This window comes from Bartonella sp. MR168JLCBS, from assembly GCF_042194175.1.
The window spans coordinates 13,249-32,323 of record NZ_JBHIMP010000003.1 but is presented as its reverse complement, the minus strand read 5'-3'; the positions used below and the strand labels follow the sequence as shown (position 1 = coordinate 32,323).

At 37.2% G+C, this 19,075-nt stretch carries 14 protein-coding genes; 6 read left to right on the top strand and 8 right to left on the bottom strand.

Features of this window, described 5'->3' with window-relative positions:
* Positions 1-42: 42 nt before the first annotated feature.
* The 3 genes from guaB to ACFIK8_RS03335 all read right to left on the bottom strand — a co-directional run bounded on the left by guaB (position 43) and on the right by ACFIK8_RS03335 (position 5,046).
* On the bottom strand, positions 43-1,542 hold the full coding sequence (gene guaB, locus ACFIK8_RS03345; protein ID WP_375636015.1) for an IMP dehydrogenase: 1,500 nt from the start codon (positions 1,540-1,542) through the stop codon (positions 43-45).
* A 144-nt stretch (positions 1,543-1,686) separates the two neighbouring features.
* Positions 1,687-3,258, bottom strand: coding sequence for a phospholipase D family protein (locus ACFIK8_RS03340; RefSeq protein ID WP_375636016.1), 1,572 nt, complete (start codon positions 3,256-3,258; stop codon positions 1,687-1,689).
* 402 nt (positions 3,259-3,660) lie between these two features.
* On the bottom strand, positions 3,661-5,046 hold the full coding sequence (locus ACFIK8_RS03335; RefSeq protein ID WP_375636017.1) for a sigma-54-dependent transcriptional regulator: 1,386 nt from the start codon (positions 5,044-5,046) through the stop codon (positions 3,661-3,663).
* A gap of 253 nt (positions 5,047-5,299) precedes the next feature.
* Between ACFIK8_RS03335 and ACFIK8_RS03330 the strand changes: the two genes are divergently transcribed.
* Positions 5,300-5,659: a hypothetical protein gene (locus ACFIK8_RS03330; RefSeq protein ID WP_375636018.1), complete on the top strand. Its 360-nt coding sequence runs from the start codon at positions 5,300-5,302 to the stop codon at positions 5,657-5,659.
* Between the two features lie 268 nt (positions 5,660-5,927).
* Here the strand turns inward: ACFIK8_RS03330 and ACFIK8_RS03325 are convergent, their stop codons facing one another.
* The gene (locus ACFIK8_RS03325) at positions 5,928-6,920 is read right to left on the bottom strand and encodes an SIS domain-containing protein (RefSeq protein WP_375636019.1); all 993 of its coding nucleotides are present in this window, start codon (positions 6,918-6,920) and stop codon (positions 5,928-5,930) included.
* Positions 6,921-6,959: 39 nt separating this feature from the next.
* Complete coding sequence (locus ACFIK8_RS03320; RefSeq protein WP_375636020.1) at positions 6,960-7,850, bottom strand: UTP--glucose-1-phosphate uridylyltransferase; 891 nt, start codon at positions 7,848-7,850, stop codon at positions 6,960-6,962.
* 265 nt (positions 7,851-8,115) lie between these two features.
* Here ACFIK8_RS03320 and ACFIK8_RS03315 point away from each other — a divergent pair, with 265 nt between their 5' ends.
* Positions 8,116-9,372 carry a lytic murein transglycosylase gene (locus tag ACFIK8_RS03315; protein WP_375652619.1) on the top strand — a complete coding sequence of 419 codons (1,257 nt, stop codon included), beginning with the start codon at positions 8,116-8,118 and terminating at the stop codon, positions 9,370-9,372.
* 14 nt (positions 9,373-9,386) lie between these two features.
* Complete coding sequence (locus ACFIK8_RS03310; protein ID WP_375636022.1) at positions 9,387-10,463, top strand: SGNH family hydrolase; 1,077 nt, start codon at positions 9,387-9,389, stop codon at positions 10,461-10,463.
* A 162-nt stretch (positions 10,464-10,625) separates the two neighbouring features.
* On the opposite strand, the gene ACFIK8_RS03305 is transcribed toward ACFIK8_RS03310, so the two are convergent.
* On the bottom strand, positions 10,626-12,650 hold the full coding sequence (locus tag ACFIK8_RS03305; protein ID WP_375636023.1) for a M3 family metallopeptidase: 2,025 nt from the start codon (positions 12,648-12,650) through the stop codon (positions 10,626-10,628).
* 542 nt (positions 12,651-13,192) lie between these two features.
* On the opposite strand from ACFIK8_RS03305, the gene mgtE reads away from it, so the two are divergent.
* The 3 genes from mgtE (at position 13,193) to ppa (ending at position 18,261) form a co-directional block, all read left to right on the top strand.
* Complete coding sequence (gene mgtE / locus ACFIK8_RS03300) at positions 13,193-14,569, top strand: magnesium transporter (protein WP_375636024.1); 1,377 nt, start codon at positions 13,193-13,195, stop codon at positions 14,567-14,569.
* A gap of 1,266 nt (positions 14,570-15,835) precedes the next feature.
* Positions 15,836-17,662, top strand: a complete 1,827-nt coding sequence (gene typA, locus ACFIK8_RS03295) for a translational GTPase TypA (protein ID WP_375636025.1) — start codon at positions 15,836-15,838, stop codon at positions 17,660-17,662.
* 68 nt (positions 17,663-17,730) lie between these two features.
* Complete coding sequence (gene ppa, locus ACFIK8_RS03290) at positions 17,731-18,261, top strand: inorganic diphosphatase (RefSeq protein ID WP_012754585.1); 531 nt, start codon at positions 17,731-17,733, stop codon at positions 18,259-18,261.
* A gap of 70 nt (positions 18,262-18,331) precedes the next feature.
* On the opposite strand, the gene ACFIK8_RS03285 is transcribed toward ppa, so the two are convergent.
* Together ACFIK8_RS03285 and ACFIK8_RS03280 are read right to left on the bottom strand one after the other, a co-directional pair.
* Positions 18,332-18,646, bottom strand: coding sequence for a DUF167 domain-containing protein (locus ACFIK8_RS03285; RefSeq protein ID WP_012754584.1), 315 nt, complete (start codon positions 18,644-18,646; stop codon positions 18,332-18,334).
* A gap of 22 nt (positions 18,647-18,668) precedes the next feature.
* Complete coding sequence (locus ACFIK8_RS03280; RefSeq protein WP_375636026.1) at positions 18,669-18,962, bottom strand: YggT family protein; 294 nt, start codon at positions 18,960-18,962, stop codon at positions 18,669-18,671.
* Positions 18,963-19,075: the final 113 nt, after the last annotated feature.

Below are 19,075 nucleotides of genomic sequence, written 5' to 3'. Positions count from 1 at the left end.
TTTATGCGATATGACATTATGCTCTTATATCTTTAAATATCTTTAAACTGGCCCACGATAGTTTGGACTCTCCCGTGTGATAGAAACATCATGCGTATGACTTTCATGGAGTCCCGCATTCGTAATACGTACAAACATTGCTTTTTCACGAAACTCTACGAGATCTTTTGCTCCAACATACCCCATTGAAGCACGAAGTCCACCAGCAAGCTGATGTAGAACTGATGCTATAGGCCCTTTATAAGCCACCTGCCCCTCCACACCTTCAGGAACCAACTTAAGTTCATCACGAACATCATCTTGAAAATAGCGATCTGCCGATCCTCGTGCCATAGCACCAACAGATCCCATACCACGATAGGCTTTAAAAGATCGACCTTGATAAAGATAAACTTCACCAGGACTTTCTTCTGTACCTGCTAAAAGAGATCCAATCATCGCTGCACAAGCCCCACCAGCTAAAGCTTTAGCAAAATCACCTGATGCTTTGATTCCACCATCTGCAATAATGGGAATGCCCGCTTTTTCAGCAACTTCTGCGGCATTCATAATGGCTGCAAGTTGAGGAACACCGACACCAGCAACTATACGCGTTGTGCAAATAGAGCCAGGACCAATACCAACTTTTACCGCATCTGCACCACTGTCAATCAATGCCTGCGTTGCTTGAGCGGTTGCTACGTTCCCAGCAATAACAGCTGGAGAGGAAGCCATCTTTTTAATTCGTTCAACAGTTTCTAGCACATGTTGAGAATGTCCATGCGCTGTATCAATGACCAACACATCAACACCCGCGTCTATGAGGCGTTCAGCACGCTCAATCCCTCCATTCCCAACACTACTGGCCGCTGCAGCACGCAAGCGCCCTTGAGAATCTTTAGCAGCATTTGGATTTAATTTTGCTTTTTCAATATCCTTAACTGTTATCAGTCCGACACAACGATTTTGTTCATCCACAACTAATAATTTTTCAATACGATGATGATGTAAAAGATATTTTGCTTCATTAAGTTGGACATTTTCACGCACTGTGATCAAATTTTCATGCGTCATTAATTCATAAATTTTTTGTTTTGGATCTGATGCGAAACGGACATCTCTATTGGTCAAAATGCCAACAAGTCGTCCCGCTGTCTCACCTTTAACACTATTTTCAACAACCGGAATACCTGAAATGCCATGAGAGCGCATCAAAGATTTCGCTTCTTCAAGTGTTGCATCTGGTCCAATTGTGACTGGATTAACAACCATACCAGATTCAAACTTTTTTACTTGGCGGACTTCTTCTGCCTGTTCTGCAGGAGACATATTACGATGAATAACCCCAAGACCTCCAGCTTGAGCCATAGCAATTGCCAAACGCGATTCTGTTACCGTATCCATTGCAGCAGAAAGCAATGGCAAATTGAGCTTAATATCCGCTGCAATGCGCGTACTGAGATCCACTTGACTAGGCATAACAAGAGAATGACCGGGCTGTAAAAGTACATCATCAAAAGTCAGTGCCAATGCACCTGTCCCCGTTTCAACAATCTTTGCCATAGCAAAATTCCTTTTATAATAAAACACCGCAAGGAGCTTTAAAATACAACTGCGGTTCTCATACATGGTAGATTGGCAAAAAATTATGCCATGCTACAAACAAAATGAAAAGAAAAATAAATATTTTTTTTGGTTTATAAAAATTTACAATTGTGATTCAATAGGTAACCAACTTATTATTTTTGCAAATGCGCGACGCCAAAAACTGCTTTCTGGCTCATGGTCAATGCTATATTTTTTTTCATTTTCAATAAAATCCCAATAAATACGATTATTATTACCAAGACGCAGATGATAGCTCATTTCCCCTGTGGTTTCTTCAGAAAACAACAAATCTAATCTTGCTGTAATGGGAGCACATTCAAAAAGAATGCCCATTTCTGTATTTAATGATGCTGATCTTGGATCAAAATTTAAAGATCCAATAAAAGCTGTTTTACGATCAATTAAAAAAGCTTTGGCATGTAAACTTGCCTTACTCGATCGAAACAACCGTAACCCATGGGTGTTGCCCTCCGCTTTTAATTCATAAAGCTTAACACCACTTTTCAACAACGCCTTACGATACGATACATAACCACCATGCACCAATGCTACATCAGTAGCTGCTAAAGAATTCGTCAGAATTTTGACATCAACACCCTTTGAAACCAAATTACTAAAATTCTGCGTTCCAACCTTACCAGGAACAAAATAAGGTGACGTAATCTGAACCGTTTTTTGGGCATTTCCAATAACCTTTGAAAGTGCCTTCATAAGCCAATTGCTTGCTTTTTTACGCAATGCTTTTTCTGGAGGGTCAGAAAGAACAACAACTTTGTCTGCTAAAAATAACCGCCTTCCTGTTTGAATAAAACAATCAAAATTAATGTGCTCTTTGACATAATCTAAATAAACTTTTGCAACCTTGGAATCCCGAAATTTTTGTAATTTATCCTTCCAATAGCTAAGATCACTTGCGCTTTTAGGAACAACCAAAGTATGAATTGGCAAAACAACAGCACTATTCCAAAAATCATCAAAAATACTTTCCACCTTTTTAACAGAAGGTCCGATTAACATCAAATCTAAATCTCGAAAATGGGATTCTTCACCAGCATCAAAATAAGAATCTGCAAGATTACGTCCTCCTACAAAAGCGATTCTACCATCAACAATAAAAGCTTTATTATGCATTCTACGTGTAACAGTAATCGCCCGTAATATAATCTCTAAACCACGACGTAATCCACCTTTACGCGATCGTCCTGGATTAAACACTCTCACCTCGATATGAGGATGTTTATCTAGCGCAATATAAGCTGGATCACGTGCTTGAGCATTAATATCATCCAAAAGAAGCCGTACCCGAACACCCCGATCCGCTGCCTTAACTATTTCACTTAATAATAGACGCCCTGTTAAATCATCATCCCAAATATAATACATCAGATCAAGGCTACGCCCAGCCTCTGCAGCTCCTATTGCACGAACACAAAACGCATCCAAATTGCTGATAATGAGGGAAAGGGCATCTTTATCAATCCCCAATCCATTTTCTTCCTCAGCTAATTGACTAATGATACGATCAAGCTTAGTTTCATCTTTCTGAATAGGTAGCGCATAAGAACATTGCCCCCTAGCATTTTTCATAAAACGCCCATAGGTGTAGATTGCCAACATAGATGCAATAAAAAAAAAGAGGACAAAACCAATAACAATATGTAAAAGAGTCAAAGAGGACAAACTTTCTATTTTAAGCTATCGCATCATCAGTAATGCAAACGATAATACTAATCACTTTATCTTAACCGTGTAGCAGATAAAATGCCACCTCTTGCTTAAGAGAGTATAAATTTAATATTAATGATACAAAAATTTTAGCGGTAGTATTTAAAAGTTTTTAAAAATGCTTCTCTGCTTTAATAAATGTAAACTCAACTAAAATTGTATAAACTGAAACAGACGATTAAAATAGTCACATAAAATTTATATTTGATTTAAATCTACAAAATCATCCTCTATAGATAAATTTTACAATAAATGATTGTTTTCTTAAGCCCCCCCACGGACTTTATCAAAATCCACTCTATTTTTTTGAAACTCATACTTGTCATGAAGAGAGATTTGTTATGAATTTTACTTTCTTTCTTGATTTCTTATTGCTCGCAATTCTTCCATTTTTCTATAAAGTGTAGAGCGACCAATATGAAGGCGGCGCGCAATCTCACTCATATGTCCTTTATAATGTTTAACCGCTTTCTCGATAATATCATGTTCCATCTCTGCAAAAGTACGCACATGCCCATCAGTATTCAAAAATTTTATAGATTCTTGTTCATTATCTTCTTGCATATTATCCTCAATGATATTGGGAACATTCATTAATGGATTTCCCATTAATTGCGGAAAATCTCGAACAGTTAATAACGGTCCTTCACTGAGTAAAATCGCACGAAATAAAAAGTTTTCAAGCTCATTTTTATTACCAGGCCAATCATACTGCATAAGCAAGGAAAGAGCAGATCCTGCTAAACCATGGACATGTGACCGCCCTGTTTCGGTGATAATACGATCAATCAAACGTTGTGTGATCTCTGGAAAATCATCCCTTAATTCTCGTAAAGCAGGGACGCTAATAGACAAGTGAGAAAATTGTTCAAACAAACTATGCAAAAAAAAGTTCTCTTTAACCAAATCCTTTAAACGCGATGTTGAAATCGCAATGATCCGAAAAGGGAAAAAATCTCCTTTTGTATCCCTTTCCCTTTCTTTAAGGTAATGAGCAAACCGTTTTTGCTGTATGGGCTCAAGTCGATCAATATCACAAAGGCAAAGTGTCCCTTTTTCAAGAGAAGAAACCAATGGTAGGAATTCTTTAAACCACTGCTGATTTTCTTCTTCTGGATCAACGATGGCTGAACATTGAAAGCGAATAAAAACACCTTCCGAGAATAATCCCTCATGATGAATAATCCGAGCTAATGTCTCACGTCCTGTTCCAACTTCCCCCTCTATCAAAAGATTCTGTAAAGAAGTTGCTGCTTGTCTCGATTGTTCTAACACTACCTGCATAGCTCTACTTTTTATGCAAAGATCAGAAAACCGTAAATGATTCTCTTTTTTTCGCCGAATATCTCGAACTTCATGCTCCAAGGCAGAAATAAGAGCAAGAATATCCAAAGTAACCCTTACGCGTAATAATGTTACTGGGTGGATCCAATAATCAATAGCTCCAGCTGTTAAAGCCTTCTGGAGTAAATTCTGATTCTCTTGTTGTGCTATAACGACAATAGGAACAGAAACACCAGCAACTCTAATCATTTTAATCAAATCGCTCACACTCAAATCACTCATAACGACATCAAGGAGTGCAAGCACAATGTTTTTACGCCTGTGTAAAAGATCAATCGTACGGAGACCATTTTCTGCTTCAATGACACGATAACCAAAACCTCGCAGCATAGCAGAAAGTTCTATACGTCTTCCATAATCTTCACTCGCAACAAGAATGGGACCAACCATAATGTCAATAATCTCCTTTGAGACTACTCAGCAGCTTAATATAAAAATTGTTGTAAACCATAAGAAATATTTCACCTCTTGTGTTTCACTTACGAACTTCATCAAGCTATTAATTAAATACAACATTAAGGCATTTTTTTCCATTTTTTTGCTTTTTCATTGATTTTCATCAAATTTTTCATATTGACTCATGGAGTAATTTAATAATGTTATAAAAACTAGAGAGCAAAATAATCTAAATAGAGTGCAATAAATGAAACATACCTATCATATTTTATGTCTTACAACTACCACCTTGCTGTTAAGTGCCTGTAGCTTTTCGCAATATTATAACTCAAATATGCCAACTGGAATTGATGGAAAATGGGTTGATGAGAATGGTATTATTTCTTCTTTCCACAATGGTGTTTTTGAAACGCGTGCAGCAGATACAGAAGAAAAACTATCAGAAGGGGCATATAATTATCTCAATGCCCAAAATATAGAAATTGAAATACGCTCTATTCTCCGTGGAACAATTTCTAGAGTCAATTGTACAATGTCATATGACGCCACACAACTTCTCTGCACCTCACATACAGGAGCACAGTTTTTCCTTAAGCGGAAATCTTAAACAACGTACAAGGGAAGCCTCTCTTAAGAACAGAGGGGGCACATACATTAAGCAGGAGGCGATCCTTTCTCCTCCTGATAGAAAATCCTCTCTAAAATACGCAAAGAGACTAATATAATCTTTATCCTGAAAATTTTCTAAACAGCGTAAAATAACCATTTTCTTCCACAGAATATCAGTAAAGTCACCTCACAATAAAACTGTGACTTTGTATCATTCAATCTATTTTAACCTAAAATAACATTTTATTTGATAGGGAAACTTTAATCTAGGCAGCGCCAATGCGCAAAAGATCATGAAAATGAACAATTCCTATCGGTTTTTTATCTTCAACCACGAAAAATGCACCAATATGATGATCATTAATGAAAGCTGTTGCTGCACCAACAAGTGTATTTGGTTTTACAACTTTAGGAGCCTTGGTCATCACCTCGTCAACATTAAATTTTGATAAATTAAAATGCATGTTACGTGCAAGATCGCCATCGGTTACAATTCCGATTAGTTCGCCTTCTTGATTCACAACACCAACACAACCAAAATGCTTTTCCACCAAAACATTCATCGCTTCAATCATAGATGTTCCCTGCATAACCAAAGGAATATTATCACCCTCGTGCATAATATCACACACGTATTTAAGGCTTGCACCAAGAGAACCACCAGGATGATATATTTTGAAATCCGTTGCGGTAAAACCACGCATTTCTAAAAGAGAAACCGCTAATGCATCTCCCATTGCCAATTGCATAATTGTTGAAGTGGTAGGAGCAAGCCCATGGGGGCAAGCCTCTTCTATCTTTGGTAACAATAAAACAATATCAGCTTGTCGTCCTAATACAGAGCACTCACTTGATGTCATCGCAAGAAGGGGGATACGAAAACGCGCCGCATAACTGATAATACCACTTAACTCTTGAGTTTCACCAGACCATGATAAAGCAAGAATAACATCATCAGATCCAATCATACCAAGATCACCATGATTGGCTTCTGCAGCGTGAACAAAAAAGGCAGGCGTTCCAGTTGAGGCTAGGGTTGCTGCAATTTTTGTCCCTATATGACCACTTTTCCCAAGACCAGTAATTACCACATGTCCACGAGCATTTCTAATAGTTTGAACAGCCGCTTCAAAAGAAGAAGAAAGACTTCCCAGAAGAGCTTTTTCAAGGACTTCAAGCCCCTGCTTTTCACTGGCAAGTGTTTTAAGCGCTGATGCAACAGCACCTTGCAAAGCCATATGAGGAGACGGTGTTATCATAATCAAATTCGATCAATAAAATTAAATGAGAGATCTATATTATTTTTCAACATTAATGGTTTCCAGTAAATTTTTCAATGAGGCAGAAACATGGCTGTGCATATCAGCGCGTGCCAAAGAAAATGCAACGTTGGCTTCAATAAAACCAGCTTTAGAACCGCAATCAAAAGTGCGCCCTTCTACTTGCAACCCCCAAAAATCTTGTTCATTTGAAAGCCGTATCATAGCATCTGTTAATTGAATTTCATTTCCTGTTCCTCGTTCTTGAGTGGAAAGAATATTAAAAATTTCTGGCTGCAAAATATAACGTCCATTGATGTACAAATTTGATGGTGCCGTTCCTAGCACTGGTTTTTCTACCATTTTTGTGATTTTAAAACCATTGGCAATCTGTTTACCTTTGCCAACTATACCGTATTTATGTGCTTCCTCAAGATCGCATTCCTGAACTGCAATAATATTTCCCCCCCCCACCTTTTCATAAAGACGAATCATCTCAGAAAGACATCCCTTTTTGGCTTGAATCAGCATATCGGGTAATAACAAAGCAAAAGGTTCCCCTGCAACTAATTCACGCGCACACCAAAGAGCATGCCCTAATCCCAAAGGTTGCTGTTGCCGAGTGAAAGAAGTTGACCCTGGTAATGGCTGTAAACGGTATAAATGTGCAAGATCTTCTTTCTTTCCACATTCAGCAAGTGTCGTGTATAATTCAACTTGCGCATCAAAATAATCCTCAATGACTGCTTTGTTACGTCCAGTCACAAAAATAAAATGCTCAATACCAGCCTCCCTCGCCTCATCCACAACATATTGAATAACAGGTTTATCAACAACTGTTAGCATTTCTTTAGGAATTGTTTTTGTCGCAGGAAGAAAACGCGTACCAAGACCTGCTACTGGAAATACAGCTTTCCGGATTTTACGCACACTCATCCTCCTCAATGAATTCATATATTTTTTGTTTTATTTAACATATGTTTTTACGAAATGGTAAAAAAGATATCTTATTGTTTTGATTATCATTATAATGGACAATCAAAAATGAAAAAGAGAATATGAGAATTTATTGCAAAGATTAAAATGAATTATTTATTTTAGTTTTCTCCTCTTCTTGATCATATTATCGATTCAACTAAATACAAGATAAAGTTATTGCACATCTAATAAATTGAATATTAATGGGGATTTCAAAATGCAAAAAACAGAATTGAAGACTTTCTCTTTTTTAGAGAAGTCAATAACTTGGAGAACTCTTCTCACTGGCTCTGCCGTTATTTTTTCTGCTTTTTTAATGTTTTTTGTATCCCTTTCATATGCTGATAGCGGATTTAAACACTGGATTAAAGAATTTAAAAAAATAGCTATTTCTCACAATATTACCCCTTCTACGTTTCATATGGCATTTAAAGGTGTTAATGCCATTGATCCAGAAGTTCTAAAAAGCGCCGCATACCAACCAGAATTTGTTGCTCCTTCATGGAACTATTTCGATAATCGTATCCATGATATTGCAATTGTAGAAGGACGGCGCCAAACTCAAAAATGGAACAAATGGCTTCTTCAAATTGAAAAACGTTTTGGTGTTGACCGCAATATTCTGCTTGCTATTTGGTCAATGGAAAGCAACTATGGGAAAGTTTTAGCCAATAAAAGTGTAATGCGTGATACCATTCGCTCTCTTGCAACTCTAGCCTATGCTGATAAAAAACGTGCAAAATATGCACATACACAGCTGATTGCTGCTATGAAAATTTTACAAAGTGGCGAAATTAAACGCTCTCAACTCACTGGATCTTGGGCCGGTGCATTGGGGCATACACAATTTATTCCAAGCAGTTATCTCGCCTATGCAGTTGATATGGACCAGGATGGACGGCGTGATATCTGGAACTCTGTTCCAGATGCTCTGGCTACTGCTGCTAACCTTCTCCACAAAAATGGCTGGCAACCTAATCTTATTTGGGGAGTAGAGGTAAAAGTGCCGCAGGGGAAAAACCTTCCTGAAGGGTGGTATTCCTTTGAGCAATGGAAAAAATTAGGTGTAAAACACGCAAATGGGCATCCTCTTCCTACATTAGCTGAACAAGCAATATTAAAATATCCAGATGGAGCAAAAGGACCTATATTTTTAGTCACAAAAAATTTCTTTGTTCTGAAACATTATAATAATGCAGATCGTTATGCGTTTGCTGTTGCTCTTCTTGCTGATCGCATCGCTGGACATCCTGGATTGGTGCATGATTGGCAAAGACCTTTTCAACCTCTTACTTTCCAAGAATGCAAAGAACTGCAATCTCGCTTAAGTGCACTAGGCTATTATAAAGGGAATGTTGATGGAAAAATCGGAACAGCTTCTCGCAAAGCAATTAAAGCCTTTCAACTACGTCACGGTCTAAAAGCAAATGGATATCCATCATCTCAAGTGCTTTTTCTCCTGCGCAAACAATAATGGAGACTAAGGTTTTGTCTTCTGTTCGCCTGATATACTTGACATTATTGCTATTTTCACTTTCTATTGTGGGGCTCATACAGCCATCCCCAAGTAAAGCAACGAACTTCTTCAAATGGTTATCACAACATAACAAACAGACGCAACAACCACCGCAAATTATAGAACAAAAAATAGACAAGCCGCAAAAAAAGATCGTAACACAAAAAAATATACAAAAGCTAAAAAATGAGAATGCAAAGCGCATTCTTGTCATAGGGGATTTTACAGCTTCTGCTGTTGCCGATGCACTTAAGAAGTTTTTTATAAATAATAGCGATATCGTTATCATGAACAACGCAATGCCAGCTTCCGGCTTAGTTCGAACGGATTATTATTCTTGGCAAAGCAATATTTCTAAACTCATTGATCAAAATAACCCCGATGTTATTATCATGATGATCGGTGCAAATGATAATCAACCAATCACAGACTCTTATAGCACAATTAACACAGATCAATCAGAATGGATGCACATCTACAAACAAAGAATTATCGAAATTGCTGAAAGTCTTCATGCCTCTGGAAAATCATGGATATGGATAAGTCAGCCTTCTTTTGGAAATGACCTTTTGACACAAAAAATGAAAATTTTTAATGCGCTCTACAAACAAGAAACAGAAACAGCAGGAGGATATTTCCTCGATATCTGGAGCGGCTTTAGTGATGAAGAAGGAAATTTTTCTTTTTCAGGCTATGATATTAATGGAAAAATAACCAAATTACGCACCAATAATGGCATGCATTTCACCTCTGAAGGAAAGAAAAAACTTGCCTCTTATTTAGAAAAACCATTGAAAAATATTTTAAATTTTTATGCCTTTTCTCATGAAAATCCTTACTCAACCGATCAAGTTATTCAAAAACTTATACAAGAATCAGAGAATAAAGAGCGGAGTAATATTATGCGTCAGCCTCCAATGAGCCTCGATGATATGGCACAACAAAACACTCACCTTTTAGGCAAAAGAAAGTCAAGTTTTATAAAAAAATCATGGTTTCCATCAAATGGGCATCAAAAAGATCGAGCTGATAATTTTTCTTTCCCATAATGTCTCTTTAAAATACAAAATCTAATTTCCTCCGTAAACAAAAAGCAAATAAGATAAAAAACTCTGTTTACAGAGCTATGGTGAAGAGAAAATTTGCATAAATCACAACTGCATTTTTCGAATAATATGAAAACGGCATGGTATTAACCATACCGTTATATCTTATAGTCCACGTTTGTTAATCATTGCCTCTGGTAAAGGCATCCGTCCCCGAAAAGCTTTATAAAGCTCCTCTGGATCACGACTTCCCCCAGCAGAGTAAATAAAACGTTTCAACTTATCAGCAAGCTCTGAATTAAAAACATCTCCCGTTTCTTCAAAAGCCTGAAAAGCATCAGCATCAAGGACTTCCGACCACATATAAGAATAGTAACCAGCGGCGTAACCATCACCTGAAAATATATGCGTAAAATGTGGAGGACGATGGCGCATAATAATTGTATCAGGCATTTGCAGCTTTTCTAATTCTTGGCGTTCAAACACTGTTGGATCAGTTACCTTTTGTCCTTTATGAAAAGCCATATCTACAAGAGCTGATGAAGTAAATTCAACTGCAGCAAAGCCAGCATTAAATGTCTGTGCTGACAAAACCTTATCCATTAATACTTGCGGCATAGGATGTCCTGTTTTTGCATGCGTAGCATAAGTTTGTAAAATCTTTGGTACAGTTAACCAATGTTCGTAAAGTTGAGAAGGCAGCTCAACAAAATCACGCGAAACCGATGTTCCCGATACAGATGGCCATGTGACATCAGAAAGCAAACCATGCAATGCATGCCCAAATTCGTGGAAAAGCGTACGCGCATCATCGAGTGATAAAAGAGCAACCTCCCCTTTAGAAGGTTTAGCAAAATTACAAACATTGTAGATAATAGGCTTTTGTCCGCCATCCAATTTATATTGTGATTGCAAACTACTCATCCACGCACCGGACCGTTTTGAAGAACGTGCAAAATAATCACCAATGAAATGCCCAAGTAGACTTCCATCAGACTTTTTTACTTCCCACAAACGTGCATCAGGATGCCAAAGTGCAACAGCGTTTTTTTCTTCAAATGTAATGCCAAAGAGTTTTTCTGCTACCCCAAAAGCCGCTTTAATCATACGATCAAGCTGAAAATAATATTTAATCTCAGCGCTATCGAAAGAAAGTTTTTCAGTGCGAAGTTTTTCAGCATAATAACGCCAATCCCAAGCCGCTAAAGATTCATTGCTGCCCTGATTGTTGGCAAAATTTTGTAATTCAATTTGCTCAGTAGAAGCCTTCGCTCTTGCGCGCTCCCATACAGGCATAAGCAAATCCATAACGGAATCAACACTTTTAGCCATGGTATTATCGAGTTTCAAATCTGCGAAAGATTTATATCCTAATAATTTAGCCTGCTCATCTCGAAGCGCAACAATCTCTACAATAATTGTTTTATTATCATTCTTGTTATTATTTTCACCACGTTTAGCCCAAGCTTGGAATGCAACCTCACGCAAATCACGACGATCAGAGAATTTTAAAAAAGGTTCAACAATCGAACGTGCTAGTGTTAATGCATACTCTTCTTCATTACCTCTTTCACACGCAATTTCCTTCATTGAATCAATGAGATCTTGCGGTAAACCAGATAAGTCGGTCTGTTTTAAAAACAGAATCCATTCAGCTTCATCATTTAAGACATTTTGTCCAAAAGTAGCATTTAAAAAAGCAAGTCTTTCATTAATTTCCAAAAGCCGTTTCTTAGCTTTTTCATCGAGTTTTGCCCCACGACAAACAAACTTTTTCCACCATAATTCAAGAACACGTGTTGTTTCACTCTCAAATATGCCCAGCTGCGACTGTTTATAAAGCGCATCTATTTTCGCAAATATCCGTGCATCCATCATCATTTTTGAAGAATACCGAGAAAGTTTTACAACGAACTCTTGCTCTAGCTGTTGAATTAATACATTCGTATGAGCACTGGTGCGCAAGAAAAATATTGAACAGACACGATCAAGCGCTTTGCCACAAAGCTCAAAAGGCTGCAAAAAATTCTCAAGCGTTGGTGGTTCTTGCACCATCGCAATCGCCTCTAGTTCTTCTTCGGCTTCTTGAAGTGCCTGTTCAAAAGCGGGTTTAAAATCTTCATCACTGATAGAAGAAAAATCAGGAAGACCTGAAAATCCCTTCCAGTCCAGCATTGCTGCTTTTGTCATAATACTTTATGTCTCCATTATAAATTTAAGCTGTAACGATTATCTTTACGACACAAATTGATAATATACTAAAACTATTTCGTGAGTTTCAAAACGACCTTTCCAAACGCTATTGAATAAAAAACTAGAAATCGTAAAATTCTTTCATTTCAAAACATATTATATTGGAGAAATAAAGATTATTCGCTCGCACACCACAATAGAATTGCATATTAATAAAAACACTTGAAGAAAGGCATAATCTCCACTCTTTACAAAATATTGCTGTAGATTCTTTTGAAAATCACAAAACTACATTAAAGAAATGATGGTAAAAATCAGAACTGATTTTTATATTATATTATCCTCAAATTAAGCTGTATTCTCGTTTTAGTGATTCAGAAACTTGTTTATAACTTATAATTCACCCTTGACTTTACTTCAAATATTAACAATTGGGAATATAGCTGGGGAGTTTTTTTTAAATCTTCCATAAACTTTTGTTTTTATCTCATCTATTATCTAGATTTACAACTCTCCAACTCTTCAGGAGGTACTTTATCATGACTGAAATTAAAACGACCTTCGACTTCAAAAATTTTTCTCCTGAAGCTCTCGCTGAAAAGTTAAAAAATCAGCATTTTGCAGACTCTATTGATATCATCAATGACCTCGATATCATGGAACGTGTAACCATTCTTAGTCTTCTGCCTCTTGATTATGTTATCGAACTTTTTGATAAACCCGAGCTTGAGCAACCTGCTTCCATCCTAGAACTTCTCCCTATAAATCGTGCTGTTGAAATTCTTGATGGCATGTCTGCCGATGCTGCTGCAGACGTCTTTCAAGAAATGGATAAAGAAACCCGCACACGACTTTATGCCTTGCTTAAACCCTTAACGCGCGCTGAACTTAAGAAACTCACCAGTTATCCTGATCATACAGCAGGGGCACTGATGACAACAGAATTTATAGCCGTTCCTTCAAACTGGACTATACAAAAAACTTTGGATCACATTCGTGAGGTCGAGCGAACACGTGAAACCGTTTATACCAGCTATGTAATTGACCCTAAAACAGGTATTCTTCTCAAAGCTGTTTCACTGCGTAACCTTATTCTTGCCTCACCTGATGAACAAATTCTTAATGTCCCTACCCATGACTCGCCCATTACAATATCGCCCTTCACACATCATGAAGACATCGCACGCCTTTTCCAGCGCCATGATCTTCTCTCTGTGCCTGTAGTTGATGAAAGTAACCATGTCATTGGCATTGTAACCGTCGATGACGTTCTTGATACTATGGTTGATGAGATGAATGAAGATGCCTATAAATTTGGGGGTATGGAAGCGCTTAATAAGCCCTATATGCAAATTAAGTTTCCTGAAATGATGAAAAAACGCGGCGGATGGCTCGCTTTACTCTTTGTCGGTGAAATGCTGACAGCAAGTGCTATGCAACATTTCGAAACAGAACTCGAAAAAGCGATTATTCTTACACTGTTCATACCTCTCATTATGAGCTCAGGAGGAAATTCCGGCTCACAGGCTACATCCCTTATTATCCGTGCATTGGCTTTACGTGAACTCACGTTGAAAGACTGGTGGAAAGTGTTCATTCGTGAAATTCCAACAGGACTATCTCTTGGTCTCTTACTCGGAATTATTGGCATTACGCGCATTGCTATTTGGCAACAATTCGGTATCTACGACTATGGGCAACATTGGATTGCTGTTTCGACAACAGTAGGTACAGCTTTAGTCGGAATCGTTACCTTTGGTTCTCTTTCTGGATCTATGCTGCCTTTTATTCTTAAAGGTTTAAAATTTGATCCAGCAAGTGCTTCTGCGCCTTTTGTGGCAACTTTAGTAGATGTCATGGGCATTATAATCTATTTTTCTGTAGCTTCCATCATTTTGTCAGGAACTCTTCTTTAAACATGTAAAGTAAAAACTCTTTCTTCTGGAAAGACTTTGTCATGTAACCTAAGATCTTTCCAGAAGAGAATAAGCTCCATTAATTTATTTTCTAGCGCATCGCTCCATAGACAATTTATTATTTTTATTGAATAACAGCTCCGAATATCGTAAATTTGCCTCATCATAAAGCTTCTCATATTAAATGAATTAAAGTTATCTTCTTGCCTGTCACAAAGGGGATTGGTGTATAGCTAAAAACTATTCAAGAAAAAATTAAATACTTCTTATATCCTCTCTCTCGCATCAAAAACTGTTGCAATATTGACAGCTGAGAAAGAATAATAATGATATGCTCAATAGGCTTTATATTTCTTCACAACGGTGTTGATAGTATACTATTCGCGTATATTATATCATTTATGAGCCCTATCATGAAATGGATGTAGTGTACGTTCAAAAATCTCTCTTAAGTACATGAATATGCAACAACAAGTCTATTCTGTTTAAAGCGTTCTGTTTGGCATGAAACGCATACTCCTATTAGAGAATGCGATTAACAAAAGTGTGAGGCAATGCACTATCTTCATGGTTTTAAAGATATTGCTTAGATGCTTTTGAAAGCATAAATTTGTCTTAACGGCAAAGATAAGAATTTTCTTTTGATGCCTTCATATTCCTTCTAAATAAGACTGTATTCCGGTTTCATAAATAAATAAAACAGATATAACTATTGACCCAATCTGGCATACAAAAGCTAGAACTTCTTATAAAATGCTTAATCGTCTCAATATTTACCTCAAATACACGGTTGCATTAGATCTGGATTTTGATTGACAAGTTATAGAATAAGAAAAAGCTTTATTAGAATAAAAATGTCGTACAATCGTCAATAAATTGGCTATGGATTGAGAGATCTTCGGGATTTTTATCAATCTCTTTGCAAAACGACAACAATAATACAGCTAGCTTTATACTTACTTATTCTTACAAGCGTTCATATAAATTCCTTACATCATATTGATAAAAATCAAATTGACAGTGATTTTTATGGACAATTCTTAGCTCGAGAATAAAACATCCGTACTATAAAAAACTTTTTACGAAGCTCCAGTAATTGAAGCTTAATAGAGCCTTAAAGACTTGGATGAATAGTTTTACCATAAAAATATTACCTCCATCTTCCAAAATTATAAAAAAACATGTAAAAGGTTTTGTAATAGTCAGGCAAAGAATGTAAAGACTCTGCCTCAAATGAAATTTCATTAAACGAAAAGAAGAAAATTTATGCAATTGCGTAACATTGCCATCATTGCCCACGTTGACCATGGGAAAACAACGCTTGTAGACGGACTACTCAAGCAATCAGGAAACTTCCGTGATAATCAGCGTACAAGTGAACGTATGATGGATTCAAACGATATTGAAAAAGAACGCGGAATTACAATCCTAGCGAAAGTGACATCTGTTGTTTGGAAAGATACTCGAATTAATATTGTTGATACACCAGGGCACGCCGACTTTGGTGGAGAAGTTGAACGCATTCTAAATATGGTTGATGGAGCCATTGTACTTGTTGATGCTGCTGAAGGACCAATGCCACAAACAAAATTTGTCGTTGGCAAAGCATTGAAAGTGGGGTTGCGCCCTATTGTTGCTATTAATAAAATTGACCGACCTGATGCACGCGTTGATGAAGTCATTAATGAGGTTTTTGACCTTTTCGCTGCTCTTGATGCAACCGACGAACAGCTTGATTTTCCTATTCTTTATGGATCTGGACGCGATGGATGGATGGCTGAAGCCCCCGAGGGACCAAAAGATCAGGGATTAAGTCCTTTATTTGATCTTGTGACGCAGCATGTCCCTTCTCCTAGTGTAGCAGAAGGACCGTTTCGCATGATTGGAACTATTCTTGAAGCGGATCCGTTTTTGGGACGAATTATTACAGGGCGGATTCATTCTGGCTCTCTAAAACCCAACCAAAATGTCAAGGTTCTTGGACAAGATGGAAAACTTTTAGAAACTGGGCGTATTTCAAAGATTTTAGCATTTCGTGGCTTAGAACGGCAACCTATTGAAGAAGGAAGTGCTGGCGATATTGTTGCGATTGCAGGTCTACAAAAAGGTACCGTTGCTGATACTTTCTGTGATCCTACTGTTAATGAACCCCTTACTGCCCAACCAATTGATCCTCCTACTGTTACTATGAGTTTTCTCGTCAACGATAGTCCCTTTGCTGGAACTGAAGGCGATAAAGTAACAAGTCGTGTCATTCGTGACAGATTGTTAAAAGAAGCAGAAGGCAACGTCGCTCTTAAAATTGAAGAATCAGCCGATAAAGATTCTTTCTATGTTTCAGGACGAGGAGAATTACAGCTTGCAGTTCTCATTGAAAATATGCGCCGTGAAGGATTTGAACTTAGTGTTTCACGCCCACGTGTTGTTATGCAAAAAGATGAAAATGGAATAACTCTTGAACCAATCGAAGAAGTTGTTATCGATGTTGATGAAGAATATTCCGGTACTGTTGTACAAAAAATGTCTGAACGTAAGGGCGAAATGGTGGAATTACGCCCTTCTGGGGGTAATCGTGTCCGACTTGTTTTTTATGCGCCAACCAGAGGACTCATTGGTTATCAATCTGAACTTTTAACGGATACACGTGGTACAGCAATTATGAATCGCCTTTTCCATGCTTATGAACCTTATAAAGGAGACATTGCTGGTCGCGTTAATGGTGTTATGATTTCAAATGACAATGGTGAATCTGTCGCTTATGCTCTTTTTAATCTTGAAGATCGTGGACCTATGATCATCGATGCGGGTGTGAAAGTCTATCAAGGTATGATTATTGGCATCCACTCACGAGATAATGACCTAGAAGTTAATGTGTTAAAAGGAAAAAAACTCACCAATATGCGCGCTTCCGGAAAAGATGAAGCCGTAAAGCTAACGCCTCCCATTAGAATGACATTAGAACGTGCCTTATCGTGGATACAAGATGATGAACTTGTGGAGGTAACCCCTAAAAATATTCGTCTCCGCAAACTCTATCTTGATCCTAATGAACGTAAACGTTTTGAAAAAACACGTGCATCAAATTTAGGCTAATTTCATAATCTCTTTGGTAAAATATTTAATTGTATTGAGCCTCACTATATCTCAGAAAGGATGTCTCTATGAATATTAAGGAAATACCTGTAGGCAAAAATCCACCAGAAGATATTAACGTTATTGTGGAAGTCTCCCTTGGTGGTCAACCAATAAAATATGAAATGGATAAAAAGTCGGGCGCATTATTTGTTGACCGTTTTCTTCATACATCAATGGTTTATCCTGGAAATTACGGTTTTGTCCCTCATACACTTTCAGATGATGGTGATCCTATTGATGTCCTTATCTGTAATACCCGTCCACTTATGCCTGGTTGTGTTATCAATGTTTGCCCCATCGGAGCTCTGATGATGGAAGATGATGGTGGTAAAGATGAAAAAATTATTGCCATTCCCACTCCAAAATTAACAAAACGCTATATTAATATTCATGACTATACCGATCTTCCCGAGATTACACTCAAACAAATTGAACATTTCTTCAAGCATTACAAAGATCTGGAACCTGGAAAATGGGCTAAAATTGAAGGATGGCGTGATAAAAACTTTGCTCATGAATTAATTAAGCAAGCTGTTGAGCGCAATAAAAAAATATAACGATTTTAATAAAATAAAGCCTGTTTTTTAAAAAGCCTGTTTTTTTAATAGGCTTTATTATTTATTTTTTCTACGAGATGCAATCTCTAAAGGATTGCCATATCTGCTTTAGCTCTTCTAAATGTGTTGAAAAGTAAAGTTGTTTGTAGCGAGATATTGCGCCGTTTTTCAGAGAAATAGAAGAAGATGGTATTTTCCACTGCTTCGCAAGAAATTTAATGAGAGCTTTATTCGCTTTTCCATCTTCAGGAACAGCACGAAGGCGTATAACCAGATATTGTTTTTCACCGTCCCTACATTCAACCCCTATTATTTTGTCAACGGATGATTTAGGAATGAGATATACAAACAAAATCAAGTTATTTTTATCAACTTGATAAAACATGTATTCGCCTCAAGTAATATTTCTATAAATACATGTTTGCGTAAATGCGCCACATGAAAGTACGAATAAAATAAATAATAATGAACACTACAATAGGTGAAATATCAATTGTTCCAAAATTTGGTAAAATTTGCCGTACACGGCTTAGAACAGGATTTGTAAGACGATTTAGAAAGCTTCCTATCAAAACAACAAAGCGATTGCGCGAATTTATGATATTAAAGACATAAAGCCAAGAAAAAATGACACTAGCGATTAAAATATCAATATAAATATCAAAAATCAAATCAATCGTTCGAAGCAATGCATAAATCATGCGTCATCCCTTTCAATCAAGGAAACAGAAGAGCGTATAGAAAACCTTCATTAAAGCAGGTTTGTGTATCAAAAAATGGTTTTATACTTCAATACTCTTTTTCTTGAATAAAA

Bases quoted from the DNA above. Each gene is read 5' to 3' on its own strand.
- ACFIK8_RS03285 (WP_012754584.1), bottom strand. From the start codon at position 18,646: ATGTTTTATCAAGTTGATAAAAATAACTTGATTTTGTTTGTATATCTC.
- ACFIK8_RS03280 (WP_375636026.1), bottom strand. From the start codon at position 18,962: ATGATTTATGCATTGCTTCGAACGATTGATTTGATTTTTGATATTTAT.
- ACFIK8_RS03325 (WP_375636019.1), bottom strand. From the start codon at position 6,920: ATGATAACACCGTCTCCTCATATGGCTTTGCAAGGTGCTGTTGCATCA.
- ACFIK8_RS03330 (WP_375636018.1), top strand. From the start codon at position 5,300: ATGAAACATACCTATCATATTTTATGTCTTACAACTACCACCTTGCTG.
- ACFIK8_RS03315 (WP_375652619.1), top strand. From the start codon at position 8,116: ATGCAAAAAACAGAATTGAAGACTTTCTCTTTTTTAGAGAAGTCAATA.
- ACFIK8_RS03305 (WP_375636023.1), bottom strand. From the start codon at position 12,650: ATGACAAAAGCAGCAATGCTGGACTGGAAGGGATTTTCAGGTCTTCCT.
- guaB (WP_375636015.1), bottom strand. From the start codon at position 1,542: ATGGCAAAGATTGTTGAAACGGGGACAGGTGCATTGGCACTGACTTTT.
- typA (WP_375636025.1), top strand. From the start codon at position 15,836: ATGCAATTGCGTAACATTGCCATCATTGCCCACGTTGACCATGGGAAA.
- ppa (WP_012754585.1), top strand. From the start codon at position 17,731: ATGAATATTAAGGAAATACCTGTAGGCAAAAATCCACCAGAAGATATT.
- ACFIK8_RS03335 (WP_375636017.1), bottom strand. From the start codon at position 5,046: ATGGTTGGTCCCATTCTTGTTGCGAGTGAAGATTATGGAAGACGTATA.
- mgtE (WP_375636024.1), top strand. From the start codon at position 13,193: ATGACTGAAATTAAAACGACCTTCGACTTCAAAAATTTTTCTCCTGAA.